The following is an 18921-nucleotide window of genomic DNA, read 5'->3' as shown; positions in this document are numbered from 1 at the left end:
GGTTTGCCCGTTGCGGCCTGGTGAGGCCGGTTCATGGCGTGTGTGCCGCAATCAGCCGGTGACAACCGTCACTTCGCCGATGCCGAGGGCCCTGACGGGCTCCTCGATCTGCGCGGCGTCACCGACGAGCACCGTCACCAGGCGGTCGCTCGGGAACGCGCTCACGACGGCCGCGGTGGCCTCCACCGTGCCCGTCCCGGCCAACTGCCGGTACAGGCTCGCCTGGAAGTCGTCCGGCAGCTCCTGCTCCACCTGGTCGGCGAGCGTCGCGGCGACCGCGGCGGCCGTCTCGTACTTCAGCGGGGCCACGCCCACCAGGTTCTGCACGGCGACGTCGCGCTCGGCGTCGGTGAGGCCCTCGGCGGCGAGGGTGCGCAGGACCTTCCACAGGTCATCCAGCGCCGGGCCCGTGTTCGGCGTGTCCACGGAGCCGCTGATGGCCAGCATGGCGACGCCCGGGGCGCCCTCCGGGGACCGCGGGGCCGCGGAGCGCAGCACCTGGCTGAAGGCGCGCACGCCGTACGTGTACCCCTTCTCCTCGCGCAGGACGCGGTCCAGGCGCGAGGTGAGGGTGCCGCCCAGGCAGTACGTCCCGAGGACCTGCGCCGGCCAGACGATGTCGTGCCGGTCCGCGCCCACGCGGCCGATGAGGAGCTGCGTCTGGACGGCGCCGGGGCGGTCCACGATGACGACGCGGCCGGTGTCGTCGGCGGTCACCTGGGACATCACGTGCGGCTCCGCCGACCCGCCCGTCCAGGCGCCGAGGGTGTCGGCGATGACGGCGTCGAGGTCCGTGCCCGTGAGGTCGCCGACCACGACGGCGGTGGCCGTGGCGGGGCGCACGTGCTTCTCGTAGAAGGCGCGTACGGCCGCGGAGTCGATGGCGGTGACCGTCTCCTCGGTGCCCTGGCGCGGGCGCGACATGCGCGAGGTGGCCGGGAAGAGCTGCTTGGCCAGCTCCTTGGCGGCGCGGCGCGCGGGGTTGGCGGTCTCGTGCGGGATCTCGTCCAGGCGGTTGCGGACGAGGCGCTCGATCTCGCCGTCCTCGAAGGCGGGCGCGCGCAGCGCGTCGGCCAGCAGGCCCAGGCCCTTCGCCAGGCGGGAGACGGGCACTTCGAGGGAGAGCCGGACGCCGGGGTGGTCGGCGTGCGCGTCCAGCGTGGCGCCGCAGCGGTCCAGCTCGGCGGCGAACTCCTCGGCGGAGTGCTTGTCGGTGCCTTCGGAGAACGCCCGCGCCATGATCGTGGACACGCCGTCCAGGCCCTGCGGCTCGGCGTCCAGGGGCGCGTCGAGGTGGACCTCGACGGCGACGAGCTGCTGGCCGGGGCGGTGGCAGCGCAGCACCGTCAGGCCATTGGCCAGGGCGCCGCGCTCGGGGGCCGGGAAGGCCCAGGGCTTGGCCGTGCCCGCCTGGGGCTGCGGGTGGAACTGCATCTTCACGGACGTCTCAGCCTCACTCACTTCGCCGCCTCCTCTTCCTGCTGGGTCTCGGCGGCTTCCTGCTGGGGCGCGGCGGCCGTGCCGTCGGCGTCCTCCGCGGCGGCCACCGGCTCGTACACCAGGACCGCGCGGTTGTCGGGGCGCAGGCGCGCCTTGGCGACCTCCTGGACCTCGGCCGCCGTGATGTCGAGGACGCGCTGGACCGCGGTGAGGGCGAGCTGCGGGTCACCGAAGAGGACGGCGAACCGGCACAGTTCGTCCGCGCGGCCCGCGACCGTGCCGAGGCGGTCGAGCCACTCGCGCTCCAACTGGGCCTGGGCCCGTTCCATTTCCTCCGGAGTGGGGCCCTCCTCGGCGAACCGGGCGAGCTCCTCGTCGACGGCGGCCTCGATGACGGGGACCTCGACGTCGCCCGAGGTCTTCACGTCGAGCCAGCCGAGGGAGGGCGCTCCGGCGAGCCGCAGCAGGCCGAACCCGGCGGTCACCGCGGTGCGGTCGCGGCGCACCAGGCGGTTGTAGAGCCGCGAGGACTCGCCGCTGCCGAGCACCGTCAGGGCCAGGTCGGCCGCGTCGCACGCGCGCGTGCCGTCCTGGGGCAGGCGGTAGGCGGCCATCAGGGCGCGGGCCGGGACGTCCTCCTCGACGACCTCGCGCAGCTCCTCGCCGATGCGCTCGGGCAGCGAGCCGTCGCGCGGCGGCTGCTTGCCGTCGTGCCCGGGGATGGAGCCGAAGTACTTCTCGACCCAGGCGAGCGTCTGCTCCGGGTCGATGTCGCCGACCACGGACAGGACCGCGTTGTTCGGCGCGTAGTACGTGCGGAAGAAGTTCCGGGCGTCCTCCAGGGTGGCCGCGTCCAGGTCGGCCATGGAGCCGATCGGGGTGTGGTGGTAGGGGTGGCCCTCCGGGTACGACAGGGCGGTGAGCTTCTCGAAGGCCGTGCCGTAGGGGACGTTGTCGTAGCGCTGGCGGCGTTCGTTCTTCACCACGTCGCGCTGGTTCTCCATGGACTCCTCGTCGAGTGCCGCCAGGAGGGAGCCCATCCGGTCCGCCTCCAGCCACAGGGCGAGCTCCAGCTGGTGCGCGGGCATGGTCTCGAAGTAGTTCGTGCGCTCGAAGCTGGTGGTGCCGTTCAGCGAGCCGCCGGCACCCTGCACCAGTTCGAAGTGACCGTTGCCGTGCACCTGCTGCGAGCCCTGGAACATCAGGTGCTCGAAGAGGTGAGCCAGACCGGTGCGCCCCTTGACTTCGTGGCGCGAGCCCACGTCGTACCAGAGGCACACCGCGGCGACCGGGGTCAGGTGGTCCTCGGAGAGCACCACGCGCAGGCCGTTGGCAAGGCGGTGCTCGGTCGCTGCCAGACCGCCGGAGCCTGCCGCGGCTGTGGCCGTGTGACCCATGGGCATGTACGTCCCTTCGATCGCTGAATCCTCAATAGCTTTTGCCGGTCCTGACACTGTATGCAAGCCCGCAGACCCCTGGCGAAGTTCCCGTTCCGCGCTCCGGGTCGTCGGTGTTCGCCGTGGGCGTGATCGCGACGGGGCGCGCGTGGGCGTGTGCGGTGCGCCGGGGCCCGCGGCGGGGCCCCGGCGCCGCCGGGTTCCTACCTCTGCCCCGCCCGGTCCCGCCCCGGCTCCGCCCCGGTTCGCGGCGCGGAACGGGGGCGCCGCGCGGCCGTGGCGTGCCCGCGCCACGCCGCCGACCGCCTGGTCGGCGCGCGGGTGGGCCCGGGTCGTGGTCGGGGTTGTCAGTGGGACGGTCCACAATGGTCGGCGTCAGATCCCGCACTTGTTGGTGAAGGAGCCGCAGCAGCGATGGCCCGCCGCAGCACGAAGACCCCACCGCCCGACGACTCGTTCGAGGAGAAGATCCTCGACATCGACGTCGTCGACGAGATGCAGGGCTCCTTCCTCGAGTACGCCTACTCGGTCATCTACTCCCGCGCCCTGCCCGACGCCCGCGACGGCATGAAGCCGGTGCAGCGCCGCATCGTCTATCAGATGAACGAGATGGGCCTGCGCCCGGAGCGCGGCTATGTGAAGTGTGCCCGCGTCGTCGGCGAGGTCATGGGCAAGCTGCACCCGCACGGCGACGCGTCCATCTATGACGCGCTGGTCCGCATGGCGCAGCCGTTCTCCATGCGCCTGCCCATGGTCGACGGCCACGGGAACTTCGGCTCGCTGGGGAACGACGACCCGCCCGCCGCGATGCGGTACACGGAATGCCGCATGGCGGACGCCACGTCCCTCATGACGGAGTCGATCGAAGAGGACACGGTCGACTTCACGCCGAACTACGACGGCCAGGAGAAGGAACCGGTAGCCCTCCCGGCGGCGTATCCGAACCTCCTGGTGAACGGCTCGTCCGGCATCGCCGTAGGCATGGCGACGAACATGCCGCCGCACAATCTCAGCGAGGTCATCGCGGCCGCCCGGCACCTCATCAAGTACCCGGGCGCCGACCTCGAGACGCTCATGAAGCACATCCCGGGCCCCGACCTGCCCACCGGCGGCCGGATCGTCGGCCTGTCCGGCATCCGGGACGCGTACGAGACGGGGCGCGGCACCTTCAAGATGCGCGCGACGGTCGCCGTGGAGGCCGTGACCGCGCGCCGCAAGGGCCTGGTCGTCACGGAGCTGCCGTTCAGCGTCGGCCCGGAGAAGGTCATCTCCAAGATCAAGGACCTGGTGGGGTCCAAGAAGCTCCAGGGCATCGCCGACGTCAAGGACCTCACCGACCGCGCGCACGGCCTGCGCCTGGTCATCGAGATCAAGAACGGCTTCGTCCCGGAGGCCGTCCTGGAGCAGCTGTACAAGCTGACGCCGATGGAGGAGTCCTTCGGCATCAACAACGTGGCGCTGGTGGACGGCCAGCCCCTCACGCTCGGCCTCAAGGAGCTCCTCGAGGTCTATCTCGACCACCGCTTCGACGTGGTGCGCCGCCGCAGCGAGTTCCGCCGCGGCAAGAAGCGCGACCGGCTGCACCTGGTGGAGGGCCTGCTCATCGCCCTCCTGGACATCGACGAGGTCATCCGCCTCATCCGCTCCAGCGACAACAGCGCGCAGGCCAAGGAGCGCCTGATGGAGCGCTTCTCCCTGACCGAGGTCCAGACGCAGTACATCCTGGACACCCCGCTGCGCCGCCTCACCAAGTACGACCGCATCGAGCTGGAGTCCGAGCGCGACAAGCTGAACGCGGAGATCGACGAGCTGACCCGCATCCTGGAGTCGGACGCGGAGCTGCGCAAGCTGGTCTCCGCCGAACTGGCCGCCGTGTCGAAGAAGTTCGGCACCGAGCGGCGCACGGTGCTCCTGGAGTCCGCGGGCGCCCCGGCCCCCACGGTGTCCCTCCAGGTCGCGGACGACCCGTGCCGGGTCCTGCTGTCCTCGACGGGCCTGCTGGCCCGCACGGCCAACGGCGAGCCCTTCTCGGAGAGCGACGGCAAGCGCGTCAAGCACGACGTGATCGTCTCGGCGGTCCCGGCGACCGCGCGCGGTGAGGTGGGCGCGGTGACGTCCGAGGGGCGCCTGTTGAGGCTCTCCGTGGTCGATCTGCCGCAGCTCCCGGACACGGCGTCCGCGCCCAACCTCTCGGGAGGCGCCCCGGTCGCCGAGCTCCTCTCCCTGGAGGCGGACGAGAAGCTGATCTGCCTGATGACGCTCGACGAGTCCTCCCCGGGCCTGGCGCTCGGTACGGAACAGGGCGTGGTCAAGCGCGTGGTGCCCGACTATCCGGCGAACAAGGACGAGCTGGAGGTCATCACCCTCAAGGACGGTGACCGCATCGCCGGCGCGATCGAGCTGCGCACGGGCGAGGAGGACCTGGTCTTCATCACGGACGACGCCCAGTTGCTGCGCTATCCGGCGGGACAGGTGCGCCCGCAGGGACGCCCGGCGGGCGGCATGGCGGGCATCAAGCTCGCACAGGGCGCGAAGGTCATCTCCTTCACGGCGGTCGATCCGGCGGCGGACGCCGTGGTGTTCACGGTCGCGGGCTCGCGCGGCACGCTCGACGACTCGGTGCAGACGACGGCGAAGCTGACGCCGTTCGACCAGTATCCGCGCAAGGGCCGTGCGACGGGCGGCGTGCGCTGCCAGCGCCTGCTGAAGGGCGAGGACTGCCTGAGCTTCGCCTGGGCGGGCCCCACGCCGCCGCGCGCGGCACAGCGCACGGGCATCCCGACGGAGCTGCCGGAGCCCGACCCGCGCCGGGACGGCTCCGGCGTCTCCCTGGCCAAGCCGGTGGCTGCGGTGGCGGGGCCGGTGTAGTCAGCGGCCGGTGGCGGGGCCGGTCCCGGGGCCGGGGTCGGCTGCGGGGCCGAGGTCTTCGTGGTCCTCGGTGTCGAGGCCGTCGAAGTCGTCGAAGTCGTCGAAGCCATCGGCATCATCGGTGTCAGGGCCGAAGTCGAGGTCCGAGTAGGGGTCGGGACCGGCCTCCGGCTCGACGTCGCCGTCCACATCGTCGGCGATATCGGCGGTGGCATCGGAGGCGGGGTCGGGTCCCGGCCCGGCCCCGGCTTCGGGCCCGCTCCCGCCCTCAGCCCCGGGCGTCTCCTCCGCACCCGGCTCCTGTACGTACCGCAGGACGCCCCACATGCCGAACTCATCCGCGTGCGGGGCGTCCTCGTCGTTCTCCCGGCACAGCGTCAGCCGGGTGTGCAGCTCCGGTACGTCGATGCCGGAGCCGATGAGGACGAGCTGCGTGAGGCGCTTCTCGCCGGGCTCCCACGGCTCGGGGTAGAAGCGCAGGAACCGCCCCACGGAGTGCACCGCGTACCGGTTGCGCGCGTCGGCGGCCCCGAAGTCGACGTACCCCTTGATGCGGTAGAGCCCCTCGGGCCTGCTGTCGAGGAAGGCCATGAGGCGGCGGGGGTTCATGGGCGCTTCGGAGGTGAAGGCGAGGCTCTCGTAGGCGCTGTGCAGATGGGCGTGACCGCGGCCGCCGTGCGGGGTGGCGTCGCCGAGGTCGCCGTCCGGGGTGGCGTGGCCGGGGGCACCGTGCGGGGTGGTGTGGCCGGGGTCGCCGCAGTGGCACTCCTCGCCCGTCTCCGGGCCGCCGTCGGCCTCCCGGTGGCCGCCGTCCGTGTACGGGTCCTCGCTGTGGTCGTGCAGGTCGTCGAAGGAGAGCTGCCCGACGCGCTCCCCCACCGGCTTGCGGTCCAGGAGGAGCTCCACGTTCACGCGCCCGTACGTGGCGGCGACGACGGCGGCCCGGTCGGTGTGACGGCGCACCTCGTCGAGGACGCGGTCGCGCTCCCCCGCCGGTACCCGGTCGGCCTTGTTGACCACGACGAGGTCGGCGATCTTCAGATGCCGGTCGACCTCGGGGTGCCGCTGTCTGGTGGCGTCGAACTCGGCGGCGTCCACGACCTGCACGAGACCGCCGTACACGATGTGCGGGTTCTCGCTGGCGAGCACCATGCGCACGAGTTCCTGCGGCTCCGCGAGCCCGCTCGCCTCGATGACGATGACGTCGATGCGGGAAGAGGGCCGGGCGAGCCGTTCCAGATACACATCGAGTTCGCCGGCGTCCACGGCGCAGCACAGACACCCGTTGCCGAGGGACACGGTGGAGTCGCCGAGCTGGCCCGCGACGGCCATGGCGTCGATCTCGATGGAACCGAAGTCGTTGACGATCGCGCCGATGCGACTGCCTCCGCTGCGGTGCAGCAGGTGGTTCAACAGGGTCGTCTTGCCCGATCCCAGGAATCCCGTGAGGACGACGACTGGAATCTGCTGCTCACGCACGTGTGGCCCCTCGCATCAACACACATCAAGGTCGGTCAATTCGCTCAAGACGCGTACACCTCGCAGGCGACGAGCACGTACGGCATTTGAACACCACTCCAGGATATGTGCGCGTAGACGTGCCGGTAGGCGAACGATCCCGTGCGACGCCGACGGGGCACACATTGGGCACGGCGCAGGGATGTCGGAAACCGGATTCCTGCCGTGCTTCCGTGCGCCTCCTCTCCGTCTCCCGGCCGATCAGAGCCGCTCGGCACCCTGGGAGGCGGCAAGCGCCGCCCATCGCTCGCCGGTCCGCCTGCCGCCCCGCGCCCGAAGACCGGCGGACGGTCGCCTGATTCGGGGCTTGACATGGCCACACGAAAATACTGGATACGGGGGGGATCAGGCCGGCCGCGATGGCGGGCCTCGCGATCACGACCGGAGCGCTGGCCCTCGCGGCCGCGCGGCTCCGCAGGCACATGGCCCTGACCGAGCAGCACCGTCTGCACTTCGCCCTGCGCTGCGAGGCCATGGGGGACGAGACGCTGGCCGCGGACCCGGACATCTACGACGGCGAGGCGCCATCGGCCGGGCGCCGCCAGTTCTTGTTCGCCCACGCCCTCCACTTCCACGCTCTGCAGGCGTGCCGGATCGGCGTCATGAGCCCAGGAGAACTCCACGGACATCGTCAGGCGATGTGCCAGAACCCGATCTTGCGCGAGTACTGGGAGATCACCCACCACCACGCCAGCCTGTGCCCTTCGTCGGAGGAGGCCGAGATGGAGCGCGCCCTGGACAGTCTGGTACAGGGTTTCCGGGCCGCGAACACGGGCGAACGGTGGATTGTCGAGCACCCGCCCGCCGACTAGCCGGTACCCCAACCACCCCTGCGCCGAGACGAGTTGGAGCGCCACACGGCTCCCGGGCACAGACATTTGGGGCTAATCTGTCCTGGCCCTTCCGCCTAGCACCCAAGGACCAGGATCCCCTTGAACATCCTGCGCCGCATTGGCGCCTCTCCACGCGAGCGGGGCAGCGCCTCGGGCGCGACGTGCCCCGACATCTTCGAGCTCAGCACCGGCGACTTCGCTGTCATCGGAACCGAGATGACAGCGGACCTCGCAGGCGCACTGCCCGCCGACGCGGCACGCGCCGACGACGAATGCATCGTCGTGATCAGCCGAGAGACCCTCATCCGGGCCAAGGCCGACATCCCCGACGCCTGACCGTAACCCGGAGCAGGACACGACGCCCCATTCCGGCGCTTCGCTTCCGAGCTGCCGTCACGTGAGTGACTCCTCACCACAAGCGCCCTTCGGGCCCTCCGTTCGCCCTGCGCTCTCTCGCCTCGTGCGCCGACGTAGTTCCGGTGTGCTCGAACTCCACTGCGGGATGGACCTCTATCACGGGAGAGATGCCACCTTTCCCATGCCGACCGCCGCACATCATCGAAGCATCGGCCAGTGACTTCCTCGCGACCTGAACCAAAACGACCTCGGATCCCGACGACGAGTTGCCCGTCGGCGTAGCGCGTGCCGCCCACGCACGGATCGTCATCAGCAGCCGATGCGCCCTCATCCGGGCCCCGACCCATCCCCCTGGCACACAGCCGACATGTCCAGCGCCCTGCTGCTCCCGCCCTCCCGGGTGCCGTTTCCTGCACTCACCCTCGGGAAGACTTTCCCTCAGGGGTGACTGATGCCAGGTCAACATGCATGGCGTTCGGCACGCACCACCTCCCTATGGAGCGCCGCCGTCGTCATCGGCATCGCGCTTGTGAGCCTGGCGTCCATTGCCGTGAGCGGATTGTTGATACGCGGCGTGGAGGCTGCCAACGGCGACAGCCGGACAGCGGAGAAGCGAAGCCAGATCGGCGACTACTTCGGCGGCGTGAGTGCCGTCTTCTCCGGCCTCGCCCTCCTGCTGCTCATCTTCACGCTGCTCCTGCAACAGCGTGAACTACGCATGCAGCGACAGGAACTCGCGCTCCAGCGGGCGGAACTGGCGACTTCACGACAGGAGTTGCACCGCAGCGCCGAGGCGGATCTACGCTCCCTCCACATGCAGCTGACCGAGATGGTCATGGACAACCCCGACCTGGCCGCAGTGTGGAACGACCTCCCTCTGGGATCGACCACCGAGTTGCGTCAGGACCTGTTCTCCAACCTCGCTTTCAACCACTTCGTCCTGGCGCTGAGCTGGGGCACCTTCTCCGAGGAAGACCTCGTCGTCTACGCGTCGAGCCTGTTGTCCAGCCCCGCCTTCCTGCGCTACTGGAACGCCACCCGCGCGCACAAGAGCCGACTGCCCGCCGACAGTGCGGAGGGCCGCATGTTCCGGGTCTTCGAGCGCGCCCTGGCCGACCAGCATCGCAGGACGCCCCCGTCCACCGCGTGAACGAGGGTGGCCCGTCGGCCCGGCTCGGCCTGCGCCTCGGCAGCCCGCCGCGCAGCCGGGTGCGGCACGGCCGAGCACGGCCCGACTGAGCATCGCGCGGCCGAGCGCGGCCCGACTGGGCACCGCGCGGCCGGGCACAGCACGACCGGGCGCCGCACAGTTGGGCACCGATCAGGCAAGCGGCGGCACCGCCACCGGCGGCTCCTCCCCCACGTACCGAGCCGCGGGCCGGATGATTTTCGAGTCCTGCGCCTGCTCCAGAATGTTGGCGCTCCAGCCCACCACACGCGCGGACGCGAACGTCGGCGTGAACATCTCGCGCGGCAGCCCGCACAGCTCCATGACCACGCCCGCGTAGAACTCCACGTTCGTGTGGAGTTCGCGCCCCGGCTTGAGCTCCGCGAGGATGGCCTCGACCTGCCGTTCGACCTCCACCGCGAACTCCACGAGCTCGCCGCCGAACTGCTGCGCGATGCCGCGGAGCATGCGGGAGCGCGGGTCCTCCGTGCGGTAGACGGGGTGGCCGAAGCCCATGATGCGCTCGCCCGCGAGCACGCGTTCCCGGATCCAGGAGTCGATGCGCTCGGGCGTGCCGATCGCGTCGAGCGTGTCCAGGGCGCGACTGGGCGCACCGCCGTGCAGCGGACCGGACAGCGCTCCGACGGCTCCGACGAGACAGGCCGCCACGTCCGCACCCGTCGACGTGATGACGCGGGCCGTGAACGTTGACGCGTTGAAGCCGTGGTCAATGGTCGAGATCAAGTATTGCTCGACCGCCCGCGCCCGGGCGGCGTCCGGCTCCGAACCGGTCATCATGTAGAGATAGTTGGCGGCGTACGACAGGTCGTCGCGCGGCTCCACGGGGTCGAGCCCCTGGCCGAGGCGGTACAGCGCGGTGAGCAAGGTCGGCACCACGGCGGAGGCGGCGAGCGCGTCGGCGCGGCGCCGGTCGCCATCGATGTCGTAAACGGGCCGGAAGCCCTTCGCGGCGCCGAAGAGTGAGAGCGCGGTACGCAGTCCGGAGAGCGGACCGGAGAGCACGCTGGCGCGGGCGATGGCGGGCAGCGCGGCGCGCACCTCGTCCGGCAGGTGCCGCAGGGCCGCGGTCTGCTCGGCGAAGGCTGCCCGCCGCGCGGCGTCGGGCAGCGTTCCGTGGAACATCAGGTGCCAGACGTCCTCGAAGCCGCGGGTCTGCGCGAGCTCGACGGCGGAGTACTGGCGGTAGTGGTAGAAGCCCTCGTATCCCCTGACGTCCCCGAGCTGGGTCTCGGTGACGACGACGCCCGCGAGGCCGCGGGGGACCTCGATGGGCGCGGTAGGGGTGGCGGCGGAGCCATTGATCGGCATGGTGTTCCTCGACTTCCTCCCTGGACTTGACTTGACTGTCCATGCTTGACTCAATCCCTGTCAATATTGATTGAATCAATGTGCGAATGCAGCTGTCCGGACGCAGATACGGTGACGCCCATGACGGATCAAGAAGCGGGTGCGGCCACGCACGAAGGTCGGCGGATCAGCACCAAGGAGGCCGCGGAGCTACTCGGCGTGAAGCCCGAGACCGTGTACGCGTACGTGAGCCGGGGCCAGCTCAACAGCCGCCGCGGCCCCGGAGGGCGCGGCAGCACCTTCGACCCCAAGGAGGTGCGGGCCCTCGCGCACAGAAACCGCCGCGAGCCCGCCGCCGCGACCACGGCCAACGAACTCTCCGTCCGCACCCGCATCACGCTGATCGACAAGGATCGCTACTACTTCCGCGGCGTCGACGCGGCCGAGCTGGCCCTGCGCCACTCCTACGAAGAGGTCGCCGAGTGGCTGTGGACCGGCGTCCTGCGCCCGGGCATCCACTTCACGGCACCGCCGGAGCCCGCCGGAGCCGCGCGGCTCGCCGTGCGCGCCCTGCCCGCGCACTGCGCCCCCACGGACCGCCTGCGCGTGGCGGCCATCTCCGCGGCGGCCGCCGACCCGCTCCGCTTCGACCTCTCCGAGGAGGCGGTCGTCGGCACGGCCCGCACGTTGATCCCCACCATGGTCGCCGCGCTCCCGCCCGTCCTCGCCACGCACCGCGACGGCGGCCCGCTCGCCGGGCGGCTGTGGGCACGGCTGAGCGGCCGCAAGCCCGACGAGGCCTCGCTCCACGCCCTGGACACCGCCCTCGCGCTGCTCGTCGACCACGACCTCGCCGCGTCCACGCTGGCGGTCCGCGTGGCCGCGTCCGCCCGCGCCCACCCGTACGCGGCGGTGTCGGCGGGCCTCGGCGTCCTGGAGGGGCCCCTGCACGGCGCGGCCAGCGGCCTCGCCCACCGCATGCTCGTGGAGGTGCTCGACCGGGGCACCGCGGCACCGGTCGTCGCGGACGAACTGCGCGCGGGCCGCCGCGTCCCCGGGCTCGGCCATCGCCTGTACGCGGGCGAGGACCCGCGCGCCCAGGCCCTGTTCGGCCTGCTCGAAGTGATGCCCAAGGCCGGACCCGCCCTCGCGGCGGCGCGCGACGTGGTGGCCACCACCGCCCGCCACACCGACCTGCACGCCAACGTCGACCTCGCGCTCGCCGTCCTCACCGTGTCGTCCGGCATGCCCGCTGAGGCGGGCGAGACGGTCTTCGCGGTGGCCCGCACGGTCGGCTGGATCGCGCACGCCCTGGAGGAGTACGAGGAGCGGCCGATGCGCATGCGTCCTGTCGGCCAGTACGTCGGGCAGCGCCCGCCACAGCCGCTGCCCACCAAGCAGGACACGTGAGTCCGGCCGGGGCCTCAGGTTAGGCTCACCTCCGTGAGTACCTGCGCAACCGCATCGCGGGACCTGAGCGAACCCCTCACGGGCACCGCGGCCACCGCCAAGACCTGGCTGCTCCTGGAACAGCCCGGCCCCTGGGGTGCCAAAGCGCTCACATCAAGCCACTTGGACCCGGAGGTGGGCCGAGCGCTGGAGCGGGCGGCCGAGTCCACGGGCGTCCGGGTCGCCCTCATCCGGCGCCCCGGACGGCACGCCGACTGTCACACACCCGCGCGGCACCGGGTGTTCGTCGCGCACACCACCCCGGGAGCCACCTGGCTGCGCGCCCATGTGATCGACGACCCGAGGCAGTTGCTCGACCTGGACTTCGCGGCACTCGGCGCGGGCGACCACGGCGGCTTCGGCCGCCCGCACACCGGCGACCCGCTCGCGCTCGTGTGCACGAACGGCAAGCGGGACCGCTGCTGCGCCCTGCTCGGCCGCCCGCTCGCCGCCGAACTCGCCGCCTCCGGCGAGGAAGGCGTCTGGGAAGTCACTCATCTAGGTGGTCACCGCTTCTCCCCCACCCTGCTGGTGCTCCCGTACGGATACGCGTACGGCCGGACGGCGGCGCACGCCGTCAAGAGCGTCCTGCAAGCGGTGCGCGAAGGACGCGTCGTCACGGAGGGCTGCCGGGGCAACTCCGCCTGGGAGCGTCCCGGGCAGGCCGCCGAGCTCGCGGTGCGCACGGCCGTGGGCGAGGACCGCGCGGGCGTCCTGAGCGTCGTACGGACGACAGGTGACGCCCCGCGCTGGGAGATCACCGTGGCCCACACCGACGGGCGGCACTGGCTGGTCACCGTCGCCCAGGGCGCCTCGCTCCCGCCGCGCCCGGAGAGCTGCGGCGCGGCCCTCGCGTCACCCGCCCGGATGGACGTCATGGCGGTCCGCGAGCTCACGGGATCCCGGTCGACCGGAGCTGAGGGCGGGCACCACCGCGAAAGCGCGGACGGGAGCGGGGTCGATCAGGGGAACGCGAACAAGGACGGGGGCGCATCCGCGCTCGGAGCACTCACCTAGCAACACAAAGGGGCGCGCGGCAGCGCACAAGCAGTCCGGCAGGCTCCAGGGGCGCTCCTCGTCAGCCTCCGGGGAAGCGACGCAAGGGCTGACGAGATCCACGCCACACTCTCTTAAGAGGAGACCGCCCGCCGCCGTACCGTTCGTCGCATGAGCCCGACTCCTCCTGCCCGACGACTGCGCCTCGGCCTGCCGCGGCGCGTCTTCTCGCAGGTCCTGCTGATGCAGCTGGCGATCGCCGCCGGGGTCACGGTGCTCGCCACCGGTCTGTTCCTCGCGCCGCTCAGCAAACAGCTCGACGACCAGGCCATGCGCCGCGCGCTCGCCATCGCGCAGACGACGGCGGCACAGCCTCAGATCGTCCGCGACCTCACCTCGACGCGTCCGGCGGCCGACGGGCCCGTCCAGGCGGCGGCCGAACGCATCCGCGAGGCCAGCGGCGCCGAGTACGTAGTGATCATGAACAAGCTGGGGGTGCGCTGGTCGCACACCGACCCCGGCGAGATCGGCAAGGTCGTCTCGACCGACCCCAGCGACGCGCTCGCCGGCCGTGACGTCATGCAGATCGACAACGGCACGCTGGGGCGCTCCGCGCGCGGGAAGGTACCCCTGCGGGTGGCGGGCGGCGAGATCGTCGGCGCCGTCTCCGTAGGCATCGAGTACGACAGCGTCCGCGACCGTCTGATCCATACGATCCCGAGCCTCTTCGCGTACGCGGGCGGGGCGCTCGCCGCGGGCGCGCTCGCCGCCTATCTGATCTCCCGGCGCGTGCAGCGCCAGACCAGGGACCTCGCCTTCTCCGACATCTCGGCGCTGCTCGCGGAGCGCGAGGCGATGCTGCACGGCATCCGCGAGGGCGTCGTCGCCCTCGACCGCGGCGGACGCGTCCGGCTGCTCAACGACGAGGCACAGCGGCTCCTCGGGCTCGGCACGGAGGTGATCGGCCGGCCCTTGGACGAGGCGCTCGGACCGGGCCGTACGACGGACGTCCTCGCCGGGCGCGTCACGGGCACCGACCTGTTGACCGTACGCGGCCAGCGCGTCCTGGTCGCCAACCGCATGCCCACGGACGACGGGGGTGCCGTCGCGACCCTGCGCGACCGCACCGAGCTGGAGCAGCTCGGCCGGGAACTCGACTCCACGCACGGCCTCATCGACGCCCTGCGCGCCCAGGACCACGAGCACGCCAACCGTATGCACACGCTGCTCGGCCTGCTGGAGCTGGAGATGTACGAGGAGGCCGCGGAGTTCGTCGGTGAGGTGGCGGGCGCCCACCGGGTGACGGCCGAGCAGATCACCGAGAAGGTCCACGATCCGCTCCTCTCGGCCCTGCTCGTCGGCAAGGCGACCGTGGCCACGGAGCGCGGCGTGGCACTCGCCGTCTCCGGAGACACCGCGTTGCCCGACCGGCTCGTCGACCCCGGAGGCCTCGTGACCATCGTCGGGAACCTCGTGGACAACGCGTTGGACGCGGCGACGGGCACACGGCACGCACGCGTGGAGGTCGTTTTGCGTACTGAGGGTCTACAGGGACGCACGGTTGTCCTCCAGGTGCGCGATACCGGCCCCGGGGTACCGCAGGACCAGCGCGAAGCGGTGTTCACGGAGGGCTGGACGACGAAGGAGCCTCCCGCGCACGGGCAACGGGGCATCGGACTCGCGCTGGTCCGCAGGCTCGCCGAACGCCAGGGCGGCAGCGTACGGGTCGGCGCGGGAGCGGACGGGGGCGCCGAGTTCACCGTGGTCCTCCCCGAAGGGCTGGCAGAGCCGCAGCCGATGGGCGGGGACCTGCGCTCCACCGCCACGGAACCCCGGTCGCTCACCCCACCGGCCGCCACGGAGGAGGCACGATGATCGAGGTACTGGTCGTGGACGACGATGTCCGGGTCGCGGACGTCAACGCCGCCTACGTGGAGAAGGTGCCCGGCTTCCGCGTCGCAGGCCGGGCCCACAACGCGGCCGAGGCACTGCGCCTGGTCGAACAGCTCCCCGTCGACCTGGTGCTCCTCGACCACTATCTGCCGGACGAGACGGGCCTCGCCGTGGTGCGCACGCTGCGCGAACGCGGCCACCAGACCGACGTGATCATGGTGACGGCGGCCCGCGACGTCACCACCGTCCAGGCCGCGATGCGCCACGGGGCGCTCCAGTACCTGGTGAAGCCGTTCTCGTACGCGGGGCTCCGTACGAAGCTCGACGCGTACGCCACGCTGCGTCGCACCCTGGACGGCGGCGGCGAGGCGGAACAGGCCGAGGTCGACCGGATCTTCGGCGCGCTCTCGGCGACTCCGGCGCCCGAACTGCCCAAGGGGCACTCCCTCACGACCGCGGAGCTGGTCCGCAGGGCCCTGATGGCCGCCGAGGGGCCGCTCTCCGCGCAGGAGCTGGGAGAACGCACCCGGCTCAGCCGCCAGACCGCACAGCGCTACCTCAAGCTCCTTGAGCGCACCGGCCGAGTGCGGCTGAGCCTGAAGTACGGCGACACAGGACGTCCCGAACACCGCTACGAGTGGGCGTCCAGCCGCTGACCCACGCCACGCCCCGTGGGGCAGGCCCGGCTACACGGCGCCCGCCCCGGTCAGCGAACGCACCTCCGTCTCCGCGTGCTTGGCCTCGTCCGCCCCTTCCACCGATGTGACGGTCCCGAGCCAACCCGCGACGAAGCCCAGCGGAATCGAGACGAGCCCCGGGTTCTCCAACGGGAAGTACTGGAAGTCCACTCCCGGGAACAGCGAGTCCGGACTCCCGGACACCACCGGCGACAGCACCACGAGCGCCAGGGCGGGCAGCAGCCCGCCGTACACCGACCACACGGCGCCCCGCGTGGTGAACTCCCTCCAGAACAACGAGTACAACAGCACCGGCAGATTCGCGGACGCGGCGACCGCGAAAGCCAGCCCCACCAGGAACGCGACGTTGAGATCCCGGGCGAGCAGGCCGAGCCCGATCGCGACGACCCCGATCCCGGCCGCGGCGACGCGCGCCACCGCCACCTCGCTGCGCTGCTTGGTCCGCCGCCGCAGGGACGCGTACAGGTCGTGGGCCACGGACGCCGAGGAAGCGAGCGTGATCCCCGCGACCACGGCGAGGATCGTCGCGAACGCCACGGCGGCGACCACCGCGAAGAGAACCGTTCCTCCCGTGGAATCCGCGCCCCCGCCCAGATCGAGCGCCAGCAGCGGCACCGCCGTGTTGCCCGCGGCGTTCGACCCGCGGACCGCGTCGGAGCCGACGATCGCCGCCGCCCCGAACCCGAGCACGATCGTCATCAAGTAGAAGCTGCCGATCAGGCCGATGGACCAGACGACGGAACGGCGGGCGGCTCGCGCAGTCGGCACGGTGTAGAAGCGGGAGAGGATGTGCGGAAGCCCCGCGGTGCCGAGCACGAGGGCAAGCCCCAGGCTGATGAAGTCCAACCGCGCCGTCCAGTCCCCGCCGTACTTCAGCCCAGGGGCCAGGAACGCACTTCCGTGCCCACTGCGGTCGGCCGCCGTACGCAACAACTGGTCGAAGTCGCCGTGGAAACGCATCAGGACCAGCACCGTCAGCGCGATCGCACCGCCCATGAGGAGCACCGCCTTGACGATCTGGATCCACGTGGTGGCCCGCATCCCGCCCAGCGACACATAGATGACCATGAGCGCGCCGACCCCGATCACCGCCCATGTCCGGGCGGCACCTCCCGTCTCTCCCAGCAACAGCGCCACCAGCGAGCCCGCTCCCACCATCTGCGCCACCAGATAGAGCACGGACACCGTCACCGAGGACGTGCCCGCGGCGATGCGCACCGGCCGCTCCCGCATCCGCGCCGCGACGACATCGGCGAGCGTGAACCTGCCGCAGTTGCGCACCAGTTCCGCCACCAAGAACAGCACGACCAGCCACGCGACCAGAAAGCCCACCGAGTAGAGCAGCCCGTCGTAGCCGTACAGGGCGATCAGCCCGGAGATGCCGAGGAACGACGCAGCCGACATGTAGTCACCCGCGATGGCAAAACCATTCTCCATGGGCGAGAACAGCCGCCCGCCCGCGTAGAACTCCTCCGCCGACCCCTGCCGGTTACGGCTCACATACGTCGTGATCGCCAGCGTGATCGCCACGAACACGCCGAACAGCACGAGCGCCAGCGTCTGATGGTCACCGCTCACCGCTCGGCCCCCTGCCTCAGCTCCCGCTCTCTGTTCTGCTCGAACACGGCCCAGCGCAGATCGAGCGCCGCCCGGTCCCGCCGCAGCCGAGCATGCCGGGCATACGCCCAGGTCAGCAGGAACGTCGTCAGGAACTGTCCGAGCCCAGCCAGCATCGCCACGTTCACCGCTCCGGCGACCGGCCGCGCCATCAGCCCCGGCGCCGTCGTCGCCGCTACGACATACGCCACGTACCAGGTGAAGAAGACGGCCACCCCCGGGACGACGAACCGTCGGTAGCGGCGGCGCACTTCCTGGAACGCCGCGCTCGCCTGCACCTCCAGATAGATGTCGGCCGCGCTCCCGTGCCGCCGCGGCGCGGTGGCGGGATCCGTGGGCGTCGGTGTGCCCGTGCCGTCCAACTCGCCCCAGCCCGCCGCGAGCTCGTCGTACCACGGATCCTTCAGGTCACCGGGCCGGTCCCGCCCGGCATCGCAGCCGTCGTCCTTGTCCACCGAACTCTCCTTGTCCGCAGCCATGTTCGGCCGCGAGCCCAAGGATGGGCAGAAGGGGAAGATCCGTCCCTCCTCTCTCCCCGCTCTTCACCCCATCAGGTGACGGCGATCCTCACCTGCGGGTACTCCCCGGCAGCTGCGCGAGCCCGTGCCGGTAGGCATAACGCACCGCCTGCGCACGGTCCTTGAGGCCCGCCTTGGCGAAGAGATTGTTGATGTGGGTCTTCACGGTGGCCGTGGAGACGTGCAACACCCGCGCGATCTCCTGGTTCGTCAGCCCCTCCGCGATCAGAGCGACGACCTCCGTCTCCCGCAGCGTCAGGCCGTCCGGCGGCTCCACCGGCTGCGCGGGCCCCTCCGGCTCCGAAAGCCGCTCCAGGAGCCGTCTTTGGATCTGTGGCGAAAGACCGGCCTGGCCCGAGAGCACGTCCTCGATGGCCCGCACGATCTCCTCCCCACCCGCGTCCTTGGTGAGATACCCCCGCGCCCCGGCCTTGAGCGCGGGGAACAGCGACTCGTCGTCGGCGTACGTGGTGAGCACCACCACCTGCGTGCCCGGGTACTCGGCGCGGATCCGGCGGGTGGCCTCCGCCCCGTCGCAGCGCGGCATACGCAGATCCATCAGCACCACGTCCGGCGCGAGCTCGCCCACGAGCCGCACCGCCTCCTCACCGTCACCCCCGGCCCCCACCACTTCGACCCCCGGCAGCAGCCCCAGGAGCATCACGATGCCCTCACGCACCACGGTCTGGTCATCGACGACAACCACGCGCGCGGGCGCCTTGCCCTCTCTCGCACCTCCCTGGACCGCCGACTTCACCGCCCCGGCCTCGGCGCCAACGCCCACTCCAGAAACACCACTTGCCCGTGCCCCGGCGCCCAGCTCGGCACCAGCACCAGCACCAGCACCAGCACCAGCACCAG

At 71.4% G+C, this 18921-nt stretch carries 15 protein-coding genes; 8 read left to right on the top strand and 7 right to left on the bottom strand.

Features of this window, described 5'->3' with window-relative positions; all coding sequences use genetic code 11:
• Positions 1–51: 51 nt before the first annotated feature.
• Together C9F11_RS30240 and C9F11_RS30235 are read right to left on the bottom strand one after the other, a co-directional pair.
• Positions 52–1434 carry a pitrilysin family protein gene (locus C9F11_RS30240; RefSeq protein WP_138967157.1) on the bottom strand — a complete coding sequence of 461 codons (1383 nt, stop codon included), beginning with the start codon at positions 1432–1434 and terminating at the stop codon, positions 52–54.
• Between the two features lie 23 nt (positions 1435–1457).
• Positions 1458–2843 (bottom strand): pitrilysin family protein, encoded by a 1386-nt coding sequence (locus C9F11_RS30235; protein ID WP_249401934.1) that lies wholly within the window; start codon positions 2841–2843, stop codon positions 1458–1460.
• A gap of 408 nt (positions 2844–3251) precedes the next feature.
• Here C9F11_RS30235 and C9F11_RS30230 point away from each other — a divergent pair, with 408 nt between their 5' ends.
• A complete protein-coding gene (locus C9F11_RS30230) occupies positions 3252–5705 on the top strand; it encodes a DNA topoisomerase IV subunit A (RefSeq protein WP_138962227.1) in 2454 nt (817 codons plus the stop codon).
• Here C9F11_RS30230 and C9F11_RS30225 read toward each other — a convergent pair whose 3' ends face one another.
• On the bottom strand, positions 5706–7184 hold the full coding sequence (locus C9F11_RS30225) for a CobW family GTP-binding protein (protein WP_249401933.1): 1479 nt from the start codon (positions 7182–7184) through the stop codon (positions 5706–5708).
• Between the two features lie 365 nt (positions 7185–7549).
• Between C9F11_RS30225 and C9F11_RS30220 the strand changes: the two genes are divergently transcribed.
• From C9F11_RS30220 to C9F11_RS30210, 3 genes are all read left to right on the top strand, one after another.
• Positions 7550–8035, top strand: coding sequence for a DUF6082 family protein (locus C9F11_RS30220; RefSeq protein WP_346347458.1), 486 nt, complete (start codon positions 7550–7552; stop codon positions 8033–8035).
• Positions 8036–8155: 120 nt separating this feature from the next.
• Entirely contained in the window at positions 8156–8392 is a 237-nt protein-coding gene (locus C9F11_RS30215) for a hypothetical protein (protein ID WP_138962225.1), read from the top strand.
• Positions 8393–8987: 595 nt separating this feature from the next.
• Positions 8988–9563, top strand: coding sequence for a DUF6082 family protein (locus tag C9F11_RS30210; RefSeq protein ID WP_249401932.1), 576 nt, complete (start codon positions 8988–8990; stop codon positions 9561–9563).
• 171 nt (positions 9564–9734) lie between these two features.
• Here C9F11_RS30210 and C9F11_RS30205 read toward each other — a convergent pair whose 3' ends face one another.
• A complete protein-coding gene (locus tag C9F11_RS30205) occupies positions 9735–10910 on the bottom strand; it encodes a citrate synthase/methylcitrate synthase (protein WP_138962224.1) in 1176 nt (391 codons plus the stop codon).
• Between the two features lie 120 nt (positions 10911–11030).
• On the opposite strand from C9F11_RS30205, the gene C9F11_RS30200 reads away from it, so the two are divergent.
• The 4 genes from C9F11_RS30200 (at position 11031) to C9F11_RS30185 (ending at position 15883) form a co-directional block, all read left to right on the top strand.
• Complete coding sequence (locus tag C9F11_RS30200) at positions 11031–12299, top strand: citrate synthase family protein (protein WP_138962223.1); 1269 nt, start codon at positions 11031–11033, stop codon at positions 12297–12299.
• 33 nt (positions 12300–12332) lie between these two features.
• On the top strand, positions 12333–13355 hold the full coding sequence (locus tag C9F11_RS30195; protein ID WP_138962222.1) for a sucrase ferredoxin: 1023 nt from the start codon (positions 12333–12335) through the stop codon (positions 13353–13355).
• A 150-nt stretch (positions 13356–13505) separates the two neighbouring features.
• Entirely contained in the window at positions 13506–15209 is a 1704-nt protein-coding gene (locus tag C9F11_RS30190; protein ID WP_138962221.1) for a sensor histidine kinase, read from the top strand.
• Complete coding sequence (locus C9F11_RS30185; protein WP_138962220.1) at positions 15206–15883, top strand: response regulator; 678 nt, start codon at positions 15206–15208, stop codon at positions 15881–15883. Before C9F11_RS30190 ends, C9F11_RS30185 begins: the two co-directional genes overlap by 4 nt.
• 30 nt (positions 15884–15913) lie before the next feature.
• On the opposite strand, the gene C9F11_RS30180 is transcribed toward C9F11_RS30185, so the two are convergent.
• The 3 genes from C9F11_RS30180 to C9F11_RS30170 all read right to left on the bottom strand — a co-directional run bounded on the left by C9F11_RS30180 (position 15914) and on the right by C9F11_RS30170 (position 18817).
• A complete protein-coding gene (locus C9F11_RS30180) occupies positions 15914–17503 on the bottom strand; it encodes a cation acetate symporter (RefSeq protein ID WP_138962219.1) in 1590 nt (529 codons plus the stop codon).
• Positions 17500–17997 carry a DUF485 domain-containing protein gene (locus tag C9F11_RS30175; protein WP_249401931.1) on the bottom strand — a complete coding sequence of 166 codons (498 nt, stop codon included), beginning with the start codon at positions 17995–17997 and terminating at the stop codon, positions 17500–17502. Before C9F11_RS30175 ends, C9F11_RS30180 begins: the two co-directional genes overlap by 4 nt.
• Before the next feature lie 112 nt (positions 17998–18109).
• Complete coding sequence (locus C9F11_RS30170) at positions 18110–18817, bottom strand: response regulator transcription factor (RefSeq protein WP_138967150.1); 708 nt, start codon at positions 18815–18817, stop codon at positions 18110–18112.
• Positions 18818–18921 lie beyond the last annotated feature (104 nt).

Origin of the sequence: Streptomyces sp. YIM 121038, assembly GCF_006088715.1 — a bacterium.
Taxonomy (GTDB): Bacteria; Actinomycetota; Actinomycetes; order Streptomycetales; family Streptomycetaceae; genus Streptomyces.
The sequence above is the reverse complement of the archived record's forward strand: the minus strand, read 5'-3'. Positions and strand labels throughout refer to the sequence as shown.

Bases quoted from the DNA above. Each gene is read 5' to 3' on its own strand.
- C9F11_RS30240 (WP_138967157.1), bottom strand. From the start codon at position 1,434: ATGCAGTTCCACCCGCAGCCCCAGGCGGGCACGGCCAAGCCCTGGGCC.
- C9F11_RS30235 (WP_249401934.1), bottom strand. From the start codon at position 2,843: ATGCCCATGGGTCACACGGCCACAGCCGCGGCAGGCTCCGGCGGTCTG.
- C9F11_RS30230 (WP_138962227.1), top strand. From the start codon at position 3,252: ATGGCCCGCCGCAGCACGAAGACCCCACCGCCCGACGACTCGTTCGAG.
- C9F11_RS30205 (WP_138962224.1), bottom strand. From the start codon at position 10,910: ATGCCGATCAATGGCTCCGCCGCCACCCCTACCGCGCCCATCGAGGTC.
- C9F11_RS30200 (WP_138962223.1), top strand. From the start codon at position 11,031: ATGACGGATCAAGAAGCGGGTGCGGCCACGCACGAAGGTCGGCGGATC.
- C9F11_RS30190 (WP_138962221.1), top strand. From the start codon at position 13,506: ATGAGCCCGACTCCTCCTGCCCGACGACTGCGCCTCGGCCTGCCGCGG.
- C9F11_RS30185 (WP_138962220.1), top strand. From the start codon at position 15,206: ATGATCGAGGTACTGGTCGTGGACGACGATGTCCGGGTCGCGGACGTC.